General features: G+C 71.4%; 13 protein-coding genes. 7 read left to right on the top strand and 6 right to left on the bottom strand.

The window, feature by feature from the left end:
- Positions 1–7 precede the first annotated feature (7 nt).
- Positions 8–784, bottom strand: a complete 777-nt coding sequence (locus tag ACIA5C_RS34395; RefSeq protein WP_396062521.1) for a deoxyribonuclease IV — start codon at positions 782–784, stop codon at positions 8–10.
- Between the two features lie 128 nt (positions 785–912).
- On the opposite strand from ACIA5C_RS34395, the gene ACIA5C_RS34390 reads away from it, so the two are divergent.
- From ACIA5C_RS34390 to rplI, 5 genes are all read left to right on the top strand, one after another.
- Complete coding sequence (locus tag ACIA5C_RS34390) at positions 913–1,905, top strand: hypothetical protein (RefSeq protein WP_396062519.1); 993 nt, start codon at positions 913–915, stop codon at positions 1,903–1,905.
- Positions 1,906–2,175: 270 nt separating this feature from the next.
- Positions 2,176–2,466: a 30S ribosomal protein S6 gene (gene rpsF / locus ACIA5C_RS34385; RefSeq protein WP_014448192.1), complete on the top strand. Its 291-nt coding sequence runs from the start codon at positions 2,176–2,178 to the stop codon at positions 2,464–2,466.
- A gap of 108 nt (positions 2,467–2,574) precedes the next feature.
- The gene (locus ACIA5C_RS34380; protein ID WP_396062517.1) at positions 2,575–3,150 is read left to right on the top strand and encodes a single-stranded DNA-binding protein; all 576 of its coding nucleotides are present in this window, start codon (positions 2,575–2,577) and stop codon (positions 3,148–3,150) included.
- Positions 3,151–3,189: 39 nt separating this feature from the next.
- Positions 3,190–3,429 (top strand): 30S ribosomal protein S18, encoded by a 240-nt coding sequence (gene rpsR / locus ACIA5C_RS34375; RefSeq protein ID WP_007073789.1) that lies wholly within the window; start codon positions 3,190–3,192, stop codon positions 3,427–3,429.
- A 14-nt stretch (positions 3,430–3,443) separates the two neighbouring features.
- Positions 3,444–3,893 carry a 50S ribosomal protein L9 gene (gene rplI / locus ACIA5C_RS34370; RefSeq protein ID WP_396062515.1) on the top strand — a complete coding sequence of 150 codons (450 nt, stop codon included), beginning with the start codon at positions 3,444–3,446 and terminating at the stop codon, positions 3,891–3,893.
- An 85-nt stretch (positions 3,894–3,978) separates the two neighbouring features.
- Here rplI and ACIA5C_RS34365 read toward each other — a convergent pair whose 3' ends face one another.
- Positions 3,979–8,385, bottom strand: coding sequence for a hypothetical protein (locus ACIA5C_RS34365; protein WP_396062513.1), 4,407 nt, complete (start codon positions 8,383–8,385; stop codon positions 3,979–3,981).
- A 411-nt stretch (positions 8,386–8,796) separates the two neighbouring features.
- Here ACIA5C_RS34365 and ACIA5C_RS34360 point away from each other — a divergent pair, with 411 nt between their 5' ends.
- Complete coding sequence (locus ACIA5C_RS34360; RefSeq protein ID WP_396062511.1) at positions 8,797–11,394, top strand: replicative DNA helicase; 2,598 nt, start codon at positions 8,797–8,799, stop codon at positions 11,392–11,394.
- 14 nt (positions 11,395–11,408) lie between these two features.
- Here the strand turns inward: ACIA5C_RS34360 and ACIA5C_RS34355 are convergent, their stop codons facing one another.
- The 3 genes from ACIA5C_RS34355 to ACIA5C_RS34345 are packed head-to-tail and all read right to left on the bottom strand — an operon-like array spanning position 11,409 to position 14,012.
- Complete coding sequence (locus ACIA5C_RS34355) at positions 11,409–13,319, bottom strand: toxin glutamine deamidase domain-containing protein (protein ID WP_396062509.1); 1,911 nt, start codon at positions 13,317–13,319, stop codon at positions 11,409–11,411.
- Positions 13,316–13,591 carry a hypothetical protein gene (locus ACIA5C_RS34350; protein WP_396062507.1) on the bottom strand — a complete coding sequence of 92 codons (276 nt, stop codon included), beginning with the start codon at positions 13,589–13,591 and terminating at the stop codon, positions 13,316–13,318. Before ACIA5C_RS34350 ends, ACIA5C_RS34355 begins: the two co-directional genes overlap by 4 nt.
- Positions 13,584–14,012, bottom strand: coding sequence for a YbaB/EbfC family nucleoid-associated protein (locus ACIA5C_RS34345; RefSeq protein WP_396062505.1), 429 nt, complete (start codon positions 14,010–14,012; stop codon positions 13,584–13,586). Before ACIA5C_RS34345 ends, ACIA5C_RS34350 begins: the two co-directional genes overlap by 8 nt.
- Before the next feature lie 102 nt (positions 14,013–14,114).
- On the opposite strand from ACIA5C_RS34345, the gene ACIA5C_RS34340 reads away from it, so the two are divergent.
- Positions 14,115–15,305, top strand: coding sequence for an SUKH-3 domain-containing protein (locus ACIA5C_RS34340; RefSeq protein ID WP_396062503.1), 1,191 nt, complete (start codon positions 14,115–14,117; stop codon positions 15,303–15,305).
- A 198-nt stretch (positions 15,306–15,503) separates the two neighbouring features.
- Here ACIA5C_RS34340 and ACIA5C_RS34335 read toward each other — a convergent pair whose 3' ends face one another.
- Positions 15,504–15,899, bottom strand: coding sequence for a zf-TFIIB domain-containing protein (locus ACIA5C_RS34335; protein WP_396062501.1), 396 nt, complete (start codon positions 15,897–15,899; stop codon positions 15,504–15,506).
- Position 15,900 lies beyond the last annotated feature (1 nt).

The raw sequence follows: 15,900 nt of genomic DNA, 5'->3' as shown, positions 1-15,900 counted from the left end.
AGCGACGTCAGCGGCTCGTGCCCTTTCGCAGCAGCGCGATGTCGGCGGTCTGACCCTCGGCACCACCCGGGGTCTCGACGACCGCGGGTGCGCCGGCGGCTCGGATCGCGGCCACCACCAGCTCCGGGTCGATCTTGCCACTGCCGAGGTTGTCGTGCTTGTCCTGACCCGAGTCGAAACCGCCTTTGGAGTCATTGGCGTGGATCAGGTCGATGCGACCGGTGATCGCCTTGACCCGGTCGACGATGCCGACCAAGTCTTCGCCGCCCGCGAACGCGTGACAGGTGTCGAGGCAGAACCCCGCTCCGAACTGGCCGACCTGCTCCCATAGCCGGGCCAGGTCGTCGAACCGGCGGGCACAGGCGTTGTCACCACCCGCGGTGTTCTCGATCAGGATGGGAAGAGGCAGGCCGCCGTCCTTCTCCGCGTACTCGAAGGCCTTGCGCCAATTTTCGAAGCCGGCCGTGAGGTCGGCCCCCTGGCCCACGTGACCGCCGTGCACGATCAGGCCTTTGGCACCGATCTCGGCCGCCGCGCGCGCGTGGGCCATCAGCAGCTTGCGGCTGGGAATGCGGATGCGGTTGTTGGGCGAGGCGACGTTCACGATGTATGGCGCGTGAACGTAGATGTCCACCTCGGACTCGCGCAGAGCGGCCGCGTCGTCGCGCGGCTTGGGCGTTTTGTAACCCTGCGGGTCGGTGAGGAAGAACTGGACGGCGTCGGCCCCGCGGGCGACGGCCGCGTCGAGGGGATCGGCGGGATCGACATGGGCTCCGATGCGCATGGGTCGAGCCTACGACGCGGGTACGACGTTCTCCCGGCGCGTCACCGGCCTCCCGCGGCTCTCGTTAGCTCCATTGATCACGCTTCACGGCTGCCGCCCGGCGGCCGGTCCGAATGGGGAGATGGTGCATGTCGCGGCAGTTCCGATACCGGGTGACGGCTGTGGTGCTGGGCGGTCTGCTGCTCGGTGGGCCGTTGCTGATCAACGGTACGGCGAGCGCGGATCAGATGGATGCGCCTGAGCAGGAGGGTGGCCATCAGGTGACCTTCGCCGGCGGCAGCGTGTTCGGGCTGTCCTGCCGCTCGCATCCCGACGTCGAGTCGATGACCGTGCCCGCCGAGACCCGGGTGCGGGTGGTCAACCAGACCGGGCACAACGCGAACCTGCGGCTGGGCGACGACACCAAGGGCATGCTGCCGGACAACGGCTCGACCGAGGTGGTTTTCCGGCGCGGGACCACGGCGGTGACGCTGACGCCCACCTGTGCGCTCGGCAATGACGCGAGTTCCGTGATGGTCACCGCGTCGCCGACGACGCCGGCGACCACGCCGGACCCGATCCCGGATCCGTCTGCGGGCGATTCGTCCACGTTCGCGGCGGCGACGACCGATTCGGGCCACCCGTCGGGTTCTGCCGGTCCCGGCACTCTTTCGGCGCCGGCGCATTCCCCCCGGACGGCGTCGCCGGGCACCGGTCACCACACGAAGGCTCCGCCGCACTCGCCGCACTCGTCGAAGGCTGCGCAGGCGGCGAAGGCCGCGGCGCAGGGCATGCCGCCGGGTGGCGCCGGCCTCCTGCCGAAAATCAAGGTCAAAACCCTTGCGGGTACGCCGGGAGCCGCGGTCCCCGCGTTCTCGGGCATGCCGCCCGGCGCGGAGAAATCCCTGGCCCCAGGCGTACCGTCGCTGGAGCTGGACCCCACGCAAGCCGTGCCCGCCGCAGTGGCCGCACCGACCACCGAGATCGCGGCGGCCGAGCCGGTCGCGGCGATGGAGCCGATTCGGGAGCGGGGACCGATCGGCCTGCTGGCGGCGATCGCGGCGGTGTGTGCCCTGGGGGTGGGAATCGCCGCTATTCGGGCATTCGTGTCGCAACGTGCAATTCGGGCAAACGTGGCGTAGGCTTTTGCCTGCAAGCTCCGCGGGGCGCCCGCGTCCAACCTCATCGGTGTGGTCGTTCCTCCCCAGGTCCCACCCAGCGAATGCGGATCGGGCGCCCCGCGGCTGAACTAACGAGGACCCCGTCCACAGACGGGGTCCTCGTTTTTGGGTGAACTGCTCAGGGTCGGTATGCTTGCTCGGTTCGCGGCCTTTTTTCGTGCCGCGGGCAGACACAAGACCTCCTGCCACGGAGAGACCGTGGCCGTTAAGCCCACAGGAGGTGAGAACGTCTTGCGTCATTACGAACTCATGGTGATCCTCGATCCCTCGCTCGAGGAGCGCACCGTTGCCCCGTCGCTCGATCAGTACCTGAACGTGATCAGGACCGCGGGTGGCTCGGTGGAGAAGCTCGACGTCTGGGGCCGTCGCCGGCTCTCGTTCGAGATCAACAAGAAGGCCGAAGGCATCTACGCGGTCGTCGACCTGCAGGCGACGCCCGAGGCCGTGGCCGAGCTGGACCGTCAGCTGCGCCTCAACGAGTCCATCCTGCGTACCAAGGTCATCCGGCCCGAGACCCGCTGACCTGCCCAAGGCGGCTCTGCCGCACTGCAGGGTAAAACCGCGAAGCTCGTTTTTGTCGGAGGGTTCTGAGAACCTCCTACGAACGAGCGAAGCGGCGAGGAGAAGATCATGGCAGGAGAAACCACCATCACGATCGTCGGTAATCTCACCGACGATCCCGAACTGCGCTTCACCCCGTCGGGTGCGGCCGTGGCCAAGTTCCGCATCGCGTCTACGCCGCGGACCTTGGACCGGCAGACGAACGAGTGGAAAGACGGCGAGCCACTGTTCCTCGCGTGCAACATCTGGCGCGACGCCGCCGAGCACGTCGCCGAGTCGCTGCAGCGTGGCGCCCGGGTGATCGTGCAGGGCCGGCTGCGTCAGCGGTCTTACGAGACCCGCGAGGGAGAGAAGCGCACCGTTTACGAGCTCGAGGTCGACGAGATCGGCCCGTCGCTGCGGTACGCCACGGCCAAGGTCCAGCGGATGAACCGGTCCGGCGGCGGCGGGAGTGGCGGCGGCTTCGGCGCTTCCAACGGTGGTGGCGGTGGCGGTGGCAACCGGCAGTCCAGCGGTGGCAGCACCAGCGGGGGCGGCGGCAACTTCGACGACCCGTGGGCTACCTCGGCACCGGCCTCCAGCGGTGGTGGTGGCGCTCGCTCCGGCGGCGGCAGCTCCTCCTTCGACGACGAGCCTCCCTTCTAGCCCATGGCACGGGCTAAACCGAGTTCAGGAGTAAGAGCAATGGCTAAGGCTGCGGCGCTTCGCAAGCCGAAGAAGAAGGTGAACCCGCTCGACAAGGACGGGATCACCTACATCGATTACAAGGACACCGCCCTGCTGCGGAAGTTCATTTCCGACCGGGGCAAGATCCGCGCCCGCCGGGTCACCGGAGTGACGTCCCAGCAGCAGCGGCAGATCGCCCGCGCGGTTAAGAACGCCCGCGAGATGGCGCTCCTGCCGTACACGGCGACGGCGCGCTGAGGAAGGTCGACAACATGAAGATCATCCTCACGCAGGAGCTGTCGGGCCTCGGTGGCCCCGGCGACATCGTCGACGTCAAGGACGGTTACGGCCGTAACTACCTGCTGCCGCAGGGCTTCGCGATCCAGTGGAGCAAGGGCGCCGAGAAGCAGGTCGTCGTCATCAAGCGGGCCCGCGAGGCCCGCGAGATCCGCGACCTGGGTCAGGCCAACGAGGTCAAGGCGCAGCTGGCCAGCCTCAAGGTCACGCTGAACGCGCGGTCCGGCAACGGCGGCCGCCTGTTCGGCTCGATCACCCCGGCCGAGATCGTCGACGCCGTCAAGGCGGCCGGCGGCCCGGCCCTCGACCGCCGGCGTCTCGAGCTGCCCGGTCACATCAAGACCACGGGCGCTTACAGCGTTCAGGTCAAGCTGCACCCCGAGGTGACCGCGAGCTTCCCGGTCAACGTGGTGGCGTCCAAGTAGTTCGTTTCATGTGAAACGGCGCGCCGGGCCTCGGCCCGGCGCGCCGTTCGCGTTTCGGTGCCGGCAGCTTCCCGCGTACGCGCGGTCAGCTCAGGCTGTTGCCGGTGATAGCCGAAGTGATCACCGTGGCGAGGCCGCCGCCGATCACGGCCGCGGCCAGGCCGACACTGATCGCCTTCCAGGAGCTGCTCACCCAGCGGATGCCGACCGCGACCAGCATGCTGAGCACCAGCGAAACGCCGAACTGCGGCGCCGCCTTGGAGGCCGTGTCGAGCGCGTGGGACTGCGAGCCCCGGTTGATGATCAGCATGTAGAGCACGAACAACACGACCGGTACGCCGTACCAGATGACCGTGTAACCCACCGCCGCGAGCGGGCCGCCTGCGGCCTGGTCATCCTCCTCGTCGTCCGGATCGAGCAGGTTGCTCCTCCGGCCCGTGGTGAAGCCGCCGCCGACCGGCCGCCGTTCGTAGGCGCCGCCGGGCGCCATATAGCCGTTGCTGCTCGCCGCCCGCTGGGGGCGCACCGCCGCCGGATCAGGCCCACCCGCGGGCATGACCATCGACGTGGACGTCATGGAAAGGTTCGACTGCCTCGGGACCGCGGCTGAGCCGCTCGACCGAAAGGGCACGAAATCCGAGGTGCCATAGCGCCGGGACTCACCCTCGGACAGATCACTCTCGGCCGATAACTGCTGCCGCCAGCCGTCCGACCCGCCCTCGCGGTAGGCCGCATGCCCCCGGGACGCTTCCTCGAGGTCAGCATTCCGCCAGTCGCCCGGCGCGCCGGGCGCCGCACCACCGCGCGGAGGCCAGCTGCGATCCTCGACATCGGCGCGTCCGGCCGCAGCCGCCCGCCAGTCCTCGGGGTCGTCGTAGCCGGGCAGGCTTCGCGCCGGGCGAGCGTCCGGATCGAGGTCCCGACGCCAGGCGTCCGGGCCCGCGGGTTCCTCGGCGGCCCGCCGCCGCCCGCCGCCCATGGTGTCGTCGCCGCGTCGGCGGCCGGGATCGGCGGGGTAGGCCCCGGTTCGGTAGGAGCCGCCGCCGTACGTGCCGGCGCCGTAAGTTCCGGCGCCGCCGTCGGCGATCGGGCTGATCGGTGCGTCGGCGGCGGTGCTCGGCATCGCACTGCGGGGGGCGCTGGGCAGGGCGCGCTGGCCACTCGCCGGGGCCGGAAGTGCGCCCCGGGGCGAGGCTGGAAGTGCGCTGCGAGGCGAGGCGGGCATAGCACTGCGAGGCCGGGGGCCGTCAGCCATGCCTCGGCCGCCATCGTCGTCATAGCCGCCGCGAATCCCGTAGCTGCTTGCCGCGCCGCCACCGCGCGGATCGTCGCCGTAGCCGCCTTCGGCGCTGCCGCCTCGCGGGCCGTCCCCATAATTGCCGCGAGCGCCGCCGCCGCGTGGGCCGTCGCCGTAACCACCCCGCCGGCCGGCGTCGTAGCCGTTGGCGGTGCTGCCACGCGGATCGTCGTCGTAGCCGTTGGCGGTGCTGCTGCGCGGGTCGGGGCCGTAGCCGTTGGCTGCGCCACCGCCGCGCGGGTCGGCGTCGTAGCCGTTGGCGGTGCTGCTGCGCGGGTCAGTGCGGTAGCCGTTCGCCGCGCTGCCGCTCGGCGCGTCGGCGTCGTAGCCGTTCGCAAGGCTGCTGCTCGGGTCACCGCTGTAACCGTTGGCTGCGCGGCCGACGCCGTAACCGCCGCGCGGGCCGGCGTCGTAGCCGTTCGCTGCGCTCCCGCCGCGCGGGTCGGGGTCGTAGCCGTTGGCCGGGGCGGCGCTTCGCGAGTCCGTCCCGTAGGCGGTTGGCGCGGAGCCGTAGCCGCCGCGCGGGGAATCCGCGTAGCCGTTGCCGCCATAGACGCCTGCGCCGCCCCTCAGTCCGGGGCCATCGCGGGTGTCGTCGTCGTTGTCCCGGCGTCGTGAGCGCCGCGGGGCCGGCTCGTCCTCCTGCCCCCACCGGCCCGGCATTCCGGTGCCGGTCATGGTGTCGTCGGCGCGCCGGGACCACGTGTCGTCGGGCATGGCGCTGCGCGGAGCGGCCCCGCCCGCCACGCCGCGTGCGGGCATGGAGTCGTCCGGCATCGCGCCGCGCTCCGCCCGCCGGCGACGGGAGACGGTGTCCTCCTCCATGCCGGAGTCGGGCATTGCGCCGCGCTGAGAGGGTGCAGCCATCCCGCGCCGGGGCGTGTCGTCGGCCATGCCGCGCCGCGACATCGTGTCGTAGGGAGTTCCACCAGGCATGGCGCTGCGGGGGATCGGTCCGTCGGCCATGCCGCGCCGGACCATCCCGTCGTCGGGCATCGCGCCGCGCCCGGCCGGGCCCCGCAGACCGTCGTCGGGCATCGCGCTGCGCGGGATCGGGCCGTCCTCCACGGCCCGGCGCCGGCCACCGTCGGTCATGCCGCGGCCCGACATCGTCTGGTCGGTGCGCGGCAACGGCCCGTCGTCAGGCATCGCGCTGCGCGGGGCGGCGGGCATGGCACTGCGTGGGGCGGCCGGCATGGCGCTGCGTGGGGCGGCCGGCATGGCGCTGCGTGGGGCGGCCGGCATGGCGCTGCGCGGGGCGGCGGGCATGGCGCTGCGCGGGGCGGCGGGCATCGCGGCGTGCCCCGCCGGGCCGCCGGGCATGCCGGGATCGTCCGGTCGCATTCCGCGCCGCTGTACATCGTCGGGAAGCGCGCTGGCCGGTGCCACCCCGGCTCGTCCGGCGGCGTCTGGCGGCTGCGACCAGGTGGCGCGTCGCTCCTCGTCGGCCGGAGCGGCCGGGAGTTCGCGGCGGGCGGCCGACTGCTGGGCCTCTTCCCGTCGTGCGGCCTCCTCGCGCCAGGCCAGCACGCGGGGGTCGTCCTTCGAGCGGGTCCACTGGCCGGTGTCCGGGTCGCGGGTCCAGCTGCTGGTGTCGGGCTCAGCCACCCACGCGCCGGTCTGCTCGCGCCAGTCGTTCTGAGCGCCGTCGTGGTAGCGCGCCTTCCGCGGCCTGCCCGGGGTGCGACGCTGCGGCTGGCCGGGGATCGACTGCTGCTCCGGCGCCCGGCGGGCACCGGGCATGGCGGCTGCGCGGGCGCCATCGACGTAGCGCGGGTCGTCCGCGTCGCTGATCGGGCCGCCGGGACGCTGCTCCTCGTCGGCATAGCGAGCACTGCGCCGACGACTGATCGGCGCGTAACCGGGGGTCGGTGCGGACACCGCCGGGCCGTCCGGCGCGTAGCCGGAGGTCGGCGCAGCGGCCGAGCCGTAGCTCGAGGTCGGTGCCACCGACCCGGACGCCGCCGCGCCGTAGCTCGAGGTCGGTGCGGCCGACCCGGATGGCGCTGAGCCGTACGCGTCCTCGGCGTAGCGGCCGCGGCGTGGAGCAGGGTCGGACAGGTCGGACAGACCCGCGGCATAGCGCCGGGCCGTCGCGTCCTCCTCATAGGGCTCCGCCGGCAGCGCCGGCCGCCCAGCAGCGGCGCCGTGGCGGCCGCCGGCCGGGTCGACCGGGCGGGTCGGGCCCTCGTCGTAGGGGTTCGTCGGGAGGGGCCGGCGGACAGTCGGCTCGGCGTACCCCTCGGAGCGCGCACCCCACGCGGGAGGGCTCTCCGGCTCGGCATAAAGCTGAATGCTGCCGGTATCGGTATGCCCGGCCCAGTTGTCGGCGTCCGAGCGCGCGGTCCACCCCGTACCCCCGGAGGTGCGCGACCCGGGCTCCGGAGCCCGGCGTCGCCCGACCTGCCGCGACTCCTCACCCAGCTCCGTGTCGCGCCGCCGGGCGGCGCGGTCGTCTTCGCGCACGAGATGGCGGCCGTCGTCGCGCGGGGTCTGCCAGCTGGGCGTCTCGGGTTCGCGGCGCTGCTGCCAGCTGGGGGTTGCCGGTTCGGCGCGGGTGCCGTTGTCGTTCCAGGTCGCCGAGCCCTCGATGGTGCCGCCGGAACGGTCGCCCGGCTCGATCAGCTGCTGCCACGACGACGTGCTCTCGGCGGGCTGTCGCGGCGCCGGCTGTTGCCAGGACGGGGTGGCGGCCGGCTCGGTGAACTGCTGCCATGAGGGTCGGGCGTCGGGTTCGGACCAGGCGGTGCCGGAGATCGCGGGCTGCTCGGCCGGGGTGCTGACGGGCGCGCGGTAGTCGCCGTTGCCGCCGGTCTGCCACGCCTCGGTGGTGGAGCGCCAGCCGTGCGAACCGGTCGTGGAGCGCCACTCGGTGGTCTGCCGCCAGCGGGCGCCGCTGGTGGCGCGCCATTCGGCGGTCTCGGTGCGCCAGCCCACGCCGTCGGCCGGGAACGTGGTGCGTCCGGTGGATGCCACTTCGGACCAGCGATTGGCCGGCTCGACGGCCTGGCTCTCGTCGGGTTCTGCCTGCTGGGCCCACGCGTCGGCCTGCCGCTGCCAGGCGAGCGCCTCGGGACTCGGCTGCATGCTCCCCGTGTCGGTCAAGGACGCCCATTTCGGATCAGGCTCGGCGTATTGCGGATTTTCCGGACTCTGGGTGGACCACGGCTCGGAGGCACGCCTTTCGCGCGGCATGCGGGCTCCGTAGTCCCACTCCCCTTGGTCCACCCGGAAAGCCTGACGTGGAAGTGTCCGAACCGCAACGCCCTAGGGCGATGGCTTGCTCACGCCCGGCAGCTTTTTCTTCCTCCACAGGTGGGGACGACGAAATACCTGCTGGATAGGGGGGCACCCGGTCGTCCCCAGAAGTTATGCACAGGCTGTGCACAGGGCCGTCAACAAGCAGGTCGGGGATGTCCACAGGTTGTCCCGAGGCTCGTCCACCGGGCCGCTTGGGCAGGTCGGGGGTGGGTTCGTACAGTGGTCCAGCGCCATGGGTCCTTGAGATCAGCTTAATTTTCATGATCTTGAACCGGGATCAGCCAAAAGTGTCATACCCGGGCGGTTGGATCTCGGTGCAGGTCCCACAAGCGGAGGAGGTCCCCGGTGTCGATCACCGACGATGCGCGGCCGGAGTCGCGACCCCCGGCCGCTTCACAGACCTCCGGATCGTTCGACAAGTCACCACCGCAGGACGTGGCGGCCGAACAGGGCGTGCTGGGCGGCATGCTGCTCTCCAAGGACGCGATCGCCGACGTCGTCGAGATCCTCAAGACGCACGACTTCTATCGGCCGGTCCACAGCACGATCTTCGACACGGTCCTCGATCTGTACGGGCGGGGCGAGCCGGCCGACGCGCTGACCGTGGCGGCCGCGCTGGCCGACAGCGGCGACCTCCAGCGCATCGGTGGCGTGCCCTACCTGCACACCCTCATCGAGAGCGTGCCCACCGCGGCCAACGCCTCCTACTACGCGCGCATCGTCTCCGAGCGGGCCATCCTGCGTCGGCTCGTCGAGGCGGGCACCAAGATCGTCCAGCTCGGTTTCGGCGCCAACGGCAACGGCGGACGCGATGTCGACGACATCGTCGACCTGGCCCAGCAGGCCATCTATGACGTCACCGAAAAGCGGGTGAGCGAAGACTTCGCCGCGCTCAGCGACATGCTCCAGCCGACCCTCGACGAGATCGAGGCGGTCGGCGCCTCGGGCGGCGTGATGAGCGGCGTGCCGACCGGCTTCGGTGACCTCGACCGCCTGCTCAACGGCCTGCATCCGGGTCAGCTGATCATCGTGGCCGGGCGTCCCGGTCTCGGCAAGTCGACCGCCAGCATGGACTTCGCGCGCAACGCCGCGATCCGCCACAACTGCGCCAGCGCCATCTTCTCGCTGGAAATGAGCAAGATCGAGATGGTCATGCGACTGCTCTCGGCCGAGGCCCGGGTGCCGCTGCACGTGCTGCGGTCGGGTCAGCTCACCGACGACGACTGGAGCAAGCTGGCCCGGCGGATGGGCGAGATCTCCGAGGCGCCGATCTTCGTCGACGACACCCCCAACATGAACCTGATGGAGATCCGGGCCAAGGCCCGCCGCCTCAAGCAGCGCAACAATCTGAAGCTTCTGGTGATCGACTATCTCCAGCTGATGTCCTCGCCGAAAAAGACCGAGAGCCGCCAGCAGGAGGTCTCCGAGCTGTCCCGTGGTCTCAAGCTCCTGGCCAAGGAGATCGAGTGCCCGGTGATCGCGGTGTCCCAGCTCAACCGTGGCCCCGAGCAGCGCACCGACAAGCGTCCCCAGCTCTCCGACCTGCGTGAGTCGGGTTGCCTGACGGCCGACACCCGGGTTCTGCGCGCCGATACCGGTGCGGAGACGACCATGGGGCAGCTGTTCGCGTCCGGGGCGAAGGATGTTCCGGTGTGGGCGCTCGACGAGCGGCTGAAATATGTGCGGCGTCATCTGACCCACGTCTTCAGCACCGGTGACAAGCCGGTCTTCCGCATGCGTCTGGCGTCCGGCCGGGAAATCCGGGCGACTTCCAATCACCCCTTTCTCGCCTACCAGGGCTGGACCGCGCTCGGGGAGCTCGCGGTCGGGGACCGCATCGCCGCGCCGCGGCACGTCTCCGCGCCCGAGCAGGTCACGGCGTGGCCCGATCGGCAGGTCGTGTTGCTGGCCCACCTCATCGGGGACGGCTCGATGCTTCCCCGGCAGTCGATCCCCTGTGCGAGCGCCGACGAGGCGACGGATTCCCGCGACGACTACCTACCCGCCCGGCGCACCACGCTCCGCCCGGTTGCGCCGCCCAGGTCGAGGCGCAGTCCCGTCGCCGCGTGGGTCGATTCGCTCGGACTCGTCGGTAAGCGCAGTCACGACAAGTTCGTGCCGGAGGCGGTCTTCGGCCTGCCCAAGAGTCAGATCGCTCTGTTCCTTCACCACCTGTGGGCGAGCGACGGATCGGTGTACATGACGCCGGAGGGCGCCGAGGGCCCGCACGGCCGCATCTACTACTCGTCCACCAGCCGCCGGCTCGTCGACGACGTGGCCCGCCTGCTCTGGCGATTCGGCATCCAGTCCCGGGTCGACACCATCCGCAAGGACGGCTACCGCGATGGCTACCACCTGCACGTCGACGGCGTTGGCGACCAGGAGGCCTTCTGCCGGGTCATCGGTGTGCACGGCAAGCGCGGGGCGACCGCCGACCTGCTTCGGCGGCGGCTGTTGAACGTCCGGGCCAACACCAACGTCGACACGATCCCGCGAGCCGTCTGGGAACGAGTGCGGGACGTCCTGGCCGACCGCGGGGCGACTGAACCGCTGGGCACGCAGGTCAGCGCCGGCACGTCCCGGGGCCGAATCGCCCGGGCCGCCGCGGTGCTCGAGGACAACAAGCTGGAGATGCTCGCCACCAACGACGTGACGTGGGACGAGATCGTGGCGATCGAGCCGGACGGGATCGAAACGGTCTACGACGCTACGGTCGCCGGCGCGCACAACTTCATCGCCAACGGCATCGCCGTCCATAACTCGATCGAGCAGGACGCCGACGTCGTGATCCTGCTTCACCGTGACGACTACTACGACAAGGAGTCACCGCGGGCGGGCGAGGCCGACTTCATCGTGGCCAAGCACCGAAACGGGCCGACCGACACGATCACCGTGGCCGCCCAGCTGCACCTGTCCCGCTTCGTCGACATGGCAATCGTCTAAGACAGGACGAGACGCTAGATCGCGGTCCACTGCCCGGCACCGTGGTAGGGCAGCGGTGCCGGCTCGCCGGCGCCGTCCACGACCAGCGCGTCCATCGAAACGATCTGCCGGTAGAGCGGCGTCTCGGCCGACACGCGGCCCAGCTGCGGGTCGAGGAAGAGGATCGTGCCGTCCTGGTTGACGGCCGCCCAGGCGTGGCATCCGCCGCCGGCGAAGTCGGTGAGGATGAACGCGAACGCCCCGTGCTCCGAGTTGTGCAGGTGATTACCGAGGTTCCGGAACGCCGCCTCGACCGCCGCCGCGGCCTGCCCGGCCGACGCCCCGCCGACAAACGGGCACAGGTTTTGAAATGTCGACCGCGCGGCCCGCTGAATCCGCCGCACCCCCAGCCACTCCCCGCCGACCGCCCGATCAGGCGCATCGTGCGCATAGCCGTCGAACGTTCGCGGCCCGGCCACCCGCGGGCGGCCACGCTGATAGGTCTCGAACAGCGCCAGCACGGCATCCAGACAATTCACCCCGCGGGTCGGGTCCTCGGCCGGCCCACCGGCATTGAGCAGCAAAAACCAGCCACCCAGTCGGGGGTCCGGCCGGCGGTCCGCCGCCGGCACGGCGTCTTCGAGCGCTTTCCGATGTACGGCATGAGCCCGCCGGAGCCCGCCCGGAGTCTGCTCCTCCGCAGATCGTCCCCACACCCGCGCCCCGGTCCAGCCCAAGGCGGCATCCTGCGGGGGTTCCGGTCGCGCCCATCCGGGGGGCGTGTCGGCGTGGGGATGAACCCGGGCCGGCCCGATGGTCGACGATGGCCCATCGGTGCCGGTCCGAAGCTGGGAGGCCTCGGCGTCCATCTCGTCGGCGTAGGCGGCCAGCGCCCGGTCCTCGCCCCCGAGGTCGAGGTGGGATCGGATCCGGGCGGCCAAGTCGGCGAGGAAGTCGGCGTACTCGTCACGGCGTACGCGATCTGAAGCGTGACCCGCCGGGCGCTGCAGGGGGATCGTCGGCCGCCCGGTGGCCGGCCGTGAGGGGGGCGCCACCAGCCGCCGCGTCTCGTCGCCGAGGTCCCGCCGGCCGCCGCGGGGCCGCGGGGCCAGCCGGCGCGTGGTGGTCCCGCTGTCGTCGCGCGGCGGCTCGCTCGGACCCGAGCGCCGCGTCTCCCCGGCGCCCAGGCTGGTCGTGGTGGGTGCGGTCAAGTGGCCCGGGCGCCGCGTCTCCCCGGTAGCCGGGTTGGTCGCGGCGGGTGCGGTCGGGCGGCCCGGGCGCCGCGTCTCCCCGGTAGCCGGGTTGGTCGCGGCGGGTGCGGTCGGGCGGCTCGGGCGCCGCGTTTCCCCGGTGGCCGGTGCGGTCAGGCGGACCGTGCGCTGGTCGGATCTTGCCGAGTGGGCCGGGTCGGGCGTCGGCTGGCGGGTGGCCGGTTCGCCGGCGAGGCGGGCGGCCAGGCGGTCGTAGATCTGCTCGACCGCGACTCGGCTGGCCGTGATCAGGCATTCGGCGGCCGGGCGGGTGGCGCCCAGGGTGAGTTCGTCGGCTACGGCCAGGCAGGCCAGTTCGGTCAGGAGGGTGCCGACCTCGATCGACGCCGCCAGCTTGGCCGCCTCGATCTCGCGGCCGCATTCCTCGACCATCTGGCCCAGCTCGGCCGAGATCTGCACGAGGGCGTTGAGCGGCGCGTCCTCGCCGCCCGCGAGTCGTTCCCAGGCCTCGCGGAAGCCATCGGGCGCGATGCCCGCCCCGACCAGTCCGGCGACGATCTGACCGGCCGCGGCGATGGCCGACGTGCGGGGGACGGAGAGGGCGTCGGCCAGCGCGTACCAGCGGTCGGCGATGTCCCAGACGGCTGCCTCGTCGCCGGACGGCCAGCGGTCACCCAGCACCTCGGTCATCGCCGAGTGGGCCCACGACGGGCCGTCCATCAGGGGCAAGGTCATGATCGCAGCGCCTCGGCAGCGGATCGCTCGGCGGCGTCGCCGAGACTCTCCACATAGGCCGCCAGCTGCTCCCACGCGTCGAGTACCTGCTGCTGAATCGCCGCGTAGCGCCGGTCGAACGCCTCGTCGCCCCACGGGCATTCGGCGGCCGCCTTCTCGATCTGCGCGCCCGGGCCGGCTCGCTGCCCGGTCATCATCTGGCCCGCCGTGGCCAGGTCGCGGGCGCCGTTCACCGCTCGGGCGGCCGCCGCGCGCTTCTGCTTCTCACCCATCGCCCCGGTCACCATCGGACCTCATGATCGAGTCGGCGCGACCGGTCAGCGATGCGAAATCGTTATCGCGCAGGAACCGCAGCGTCCCAGAATCTGGCGGGAGATATCCGTCCAGTAGCGTCTCGACCTCACCCGCCGTGCGTTCGGTGGCACTGCGGACGGTAGCCACGATCGCCCGGGCGAGATCGTCCGCGTCGACCCGCCGGTAGCCCTCGTGGTCGATCCGCAGGTCGATCAACTGGCCTCGCGACCCGACCGTCGCCTGCACCAGCCCGTCCGGCGAGGCCGCGCTGACCTGCATCGAGGCCAGACGCCGCGGAAGCTCGTCGAGATGGGTCCGAACCTGCTCGTATTGCCCGTAGACGTCGGACAACCGATCACGTAACGCCCGGTTGGCGTCACGATCCGCTGTTTCAGACACGATGTCACTCCTGTTCGCCGCCATCGAACGTGGTGACAATACCGAGGTTCGCAACGTTGCGTACTCCGGTAACTTCGTAGCGCGAACGAACAGGAGTCCACAGTGATCACTCGAGCGGAAGCCGAGCGGATCGCCGCGCGGTGGGCGCGCAGCGAGTCCGACCAGCGGGGATACGAATGCGAGCCGGTGCTCGACGAATTCGACCTCGGGTTCGCCATCGGGACCCGGCAGCCGGCCACGATCCTGGCCGTGCCCGGCGACGGCGCCCGCACGGTGATCGACCGGGAGACCGGCGTGCTCTCGACCTGGCCGGGCATCCCGCTCGACGACCTCGCGACCTGCTATCGCGGTCGTCGGCCGGCTCCCCCGCGTACGGTCGAAGCCGCCGCGGCAATCCGCCGCGCCGCCCGTCGGAGCCCGAGCCCCGGCTCGGTCGCGCATCTGACCGTCGACGGCCGGCTCTTCCGCGCCCAGGGCGCCAAAGGTGATCAGCAGATCAGCCATCATCCGCTGATCGCGCGCTATCTGAGCACTGTGGACGAAAGCGTGCGAGTCCGCGGCACCGAGCGACATGCCGAGTTGATCGTGCTCTCCGAGGCGCTGCATTCGGCGTCCGCCCCGATCACCCTCGACGACGCGCGCGCCTGGCTGCGGGAGGCGGAGTTCGCGGTCTACCTGGTGCGCGAAACCGGCAATCCGGCCGGCGGCCGCCCGGTCCGGCCCTGCGAGACGTGCATCGGCGCGCTTGTCGACTTCGCGTTGCTGCCCTGGTCCGACCTCGCCCTCACGACCGAGTGGCGGCACGGCTCCGACCGCATTCCGCAGCCGGGCCGCTTCCCGCACGAGGTGGCGCGCACCCTCGCCGGCGGCGGCTGGACCAGCGCAAACCCGACGATCGGCGACGCGGTGATCGGCCGCGCGGTGGAGTTGAGCGGCGACCGGCTGCGTCCCTTCGCGGCCGCGCGCCGCATCGCCGCCGAGTTCGCGGGCGTGCGGTGCGGGCGGCGAGGCGCGGGGTTGCGCCGGGCGGTCCGGTTGCTGACGATTGATCCCACGCTTGGGGCGTACGCGGTGAGCCCGCTCGACGAACTCGCCGAGGTGATCGGCGTGCCCCTCTTCCCGATCGGCACGGAGGGCCCAGACGCGATCGTGGCGGTCGACGAGCGGGGCCGGGTGTTCGTGCTCGACCAGGGCGGCGAGTGGTTCGTCGGGTCGTCGATCGACGAGGCGCTGGTCAGCCTGCTTGCCGGAGACGGCCCGGCCGCCCGCATCCACGACGACGGCACCTGGTGACCGGGGTGGCGTGCGACTGGCTGAGCCGCGCGTCGTCGGGCCCGGCGGTCGGCTGAGATCTGCGAACCGCCGAGCCCGACATCATCGGCGAGCGCGACATCGGGCCGAGTTTCGGCATCGAGGCTGAGTTCGGCGCCGAGGTCGCGCTTGTATCCCGGGTCGCGCTCGGCATCTCGGCTCGCGCTCGGGGTCGGTCGGTCAGTCGAAGAGGTCGTGCAGGAAACCGCGCCGCTTCCGGTAGTGCCCGTGCTGCCGGTAGTGGCCATGTTGGCGGTAGTGGCCGTGATGCCCGTAGGCCGGCTGCTGCGCATAGCCCGGCCCGTAGTGCGGGACGCCCGGCGCGGGATAGCCCGGCTGCACACCGGGTGACGGATAGCCGGGGGCGGGCGGGGGCGGCGGGGTATAGCCGCTCGGCTGCTGCGGGCGCGGCGGAGAGGCCTGCCGGCTGTTCCAGCTCGACTCGGCCTCGAACAGTTTTTCGAGCTCACCACGGTCGAGGAAGATCCCACGGCACTCGGTGCACTGATCCACCGTGACGCCGCTGCGCTCGTAGACGCGCATCTCGCCGTGACACTTCGGACAGGTCATTTGCATC

The sequence above is a fragment of the Actinoplanes sp. NPDC051343 genome (genome assembly GCF_044455125.1).
GTDB lineage: Bacteria > Actinomycetota > Actinomycetes > Mycobacteriales > Micromonosporaceae > Actinoplanes.
The sequence above is the reverse complement of the archived record's forward strand: the minus strand, read 5'-3'. Positions and strand labels throughout refer to the sequence as shown.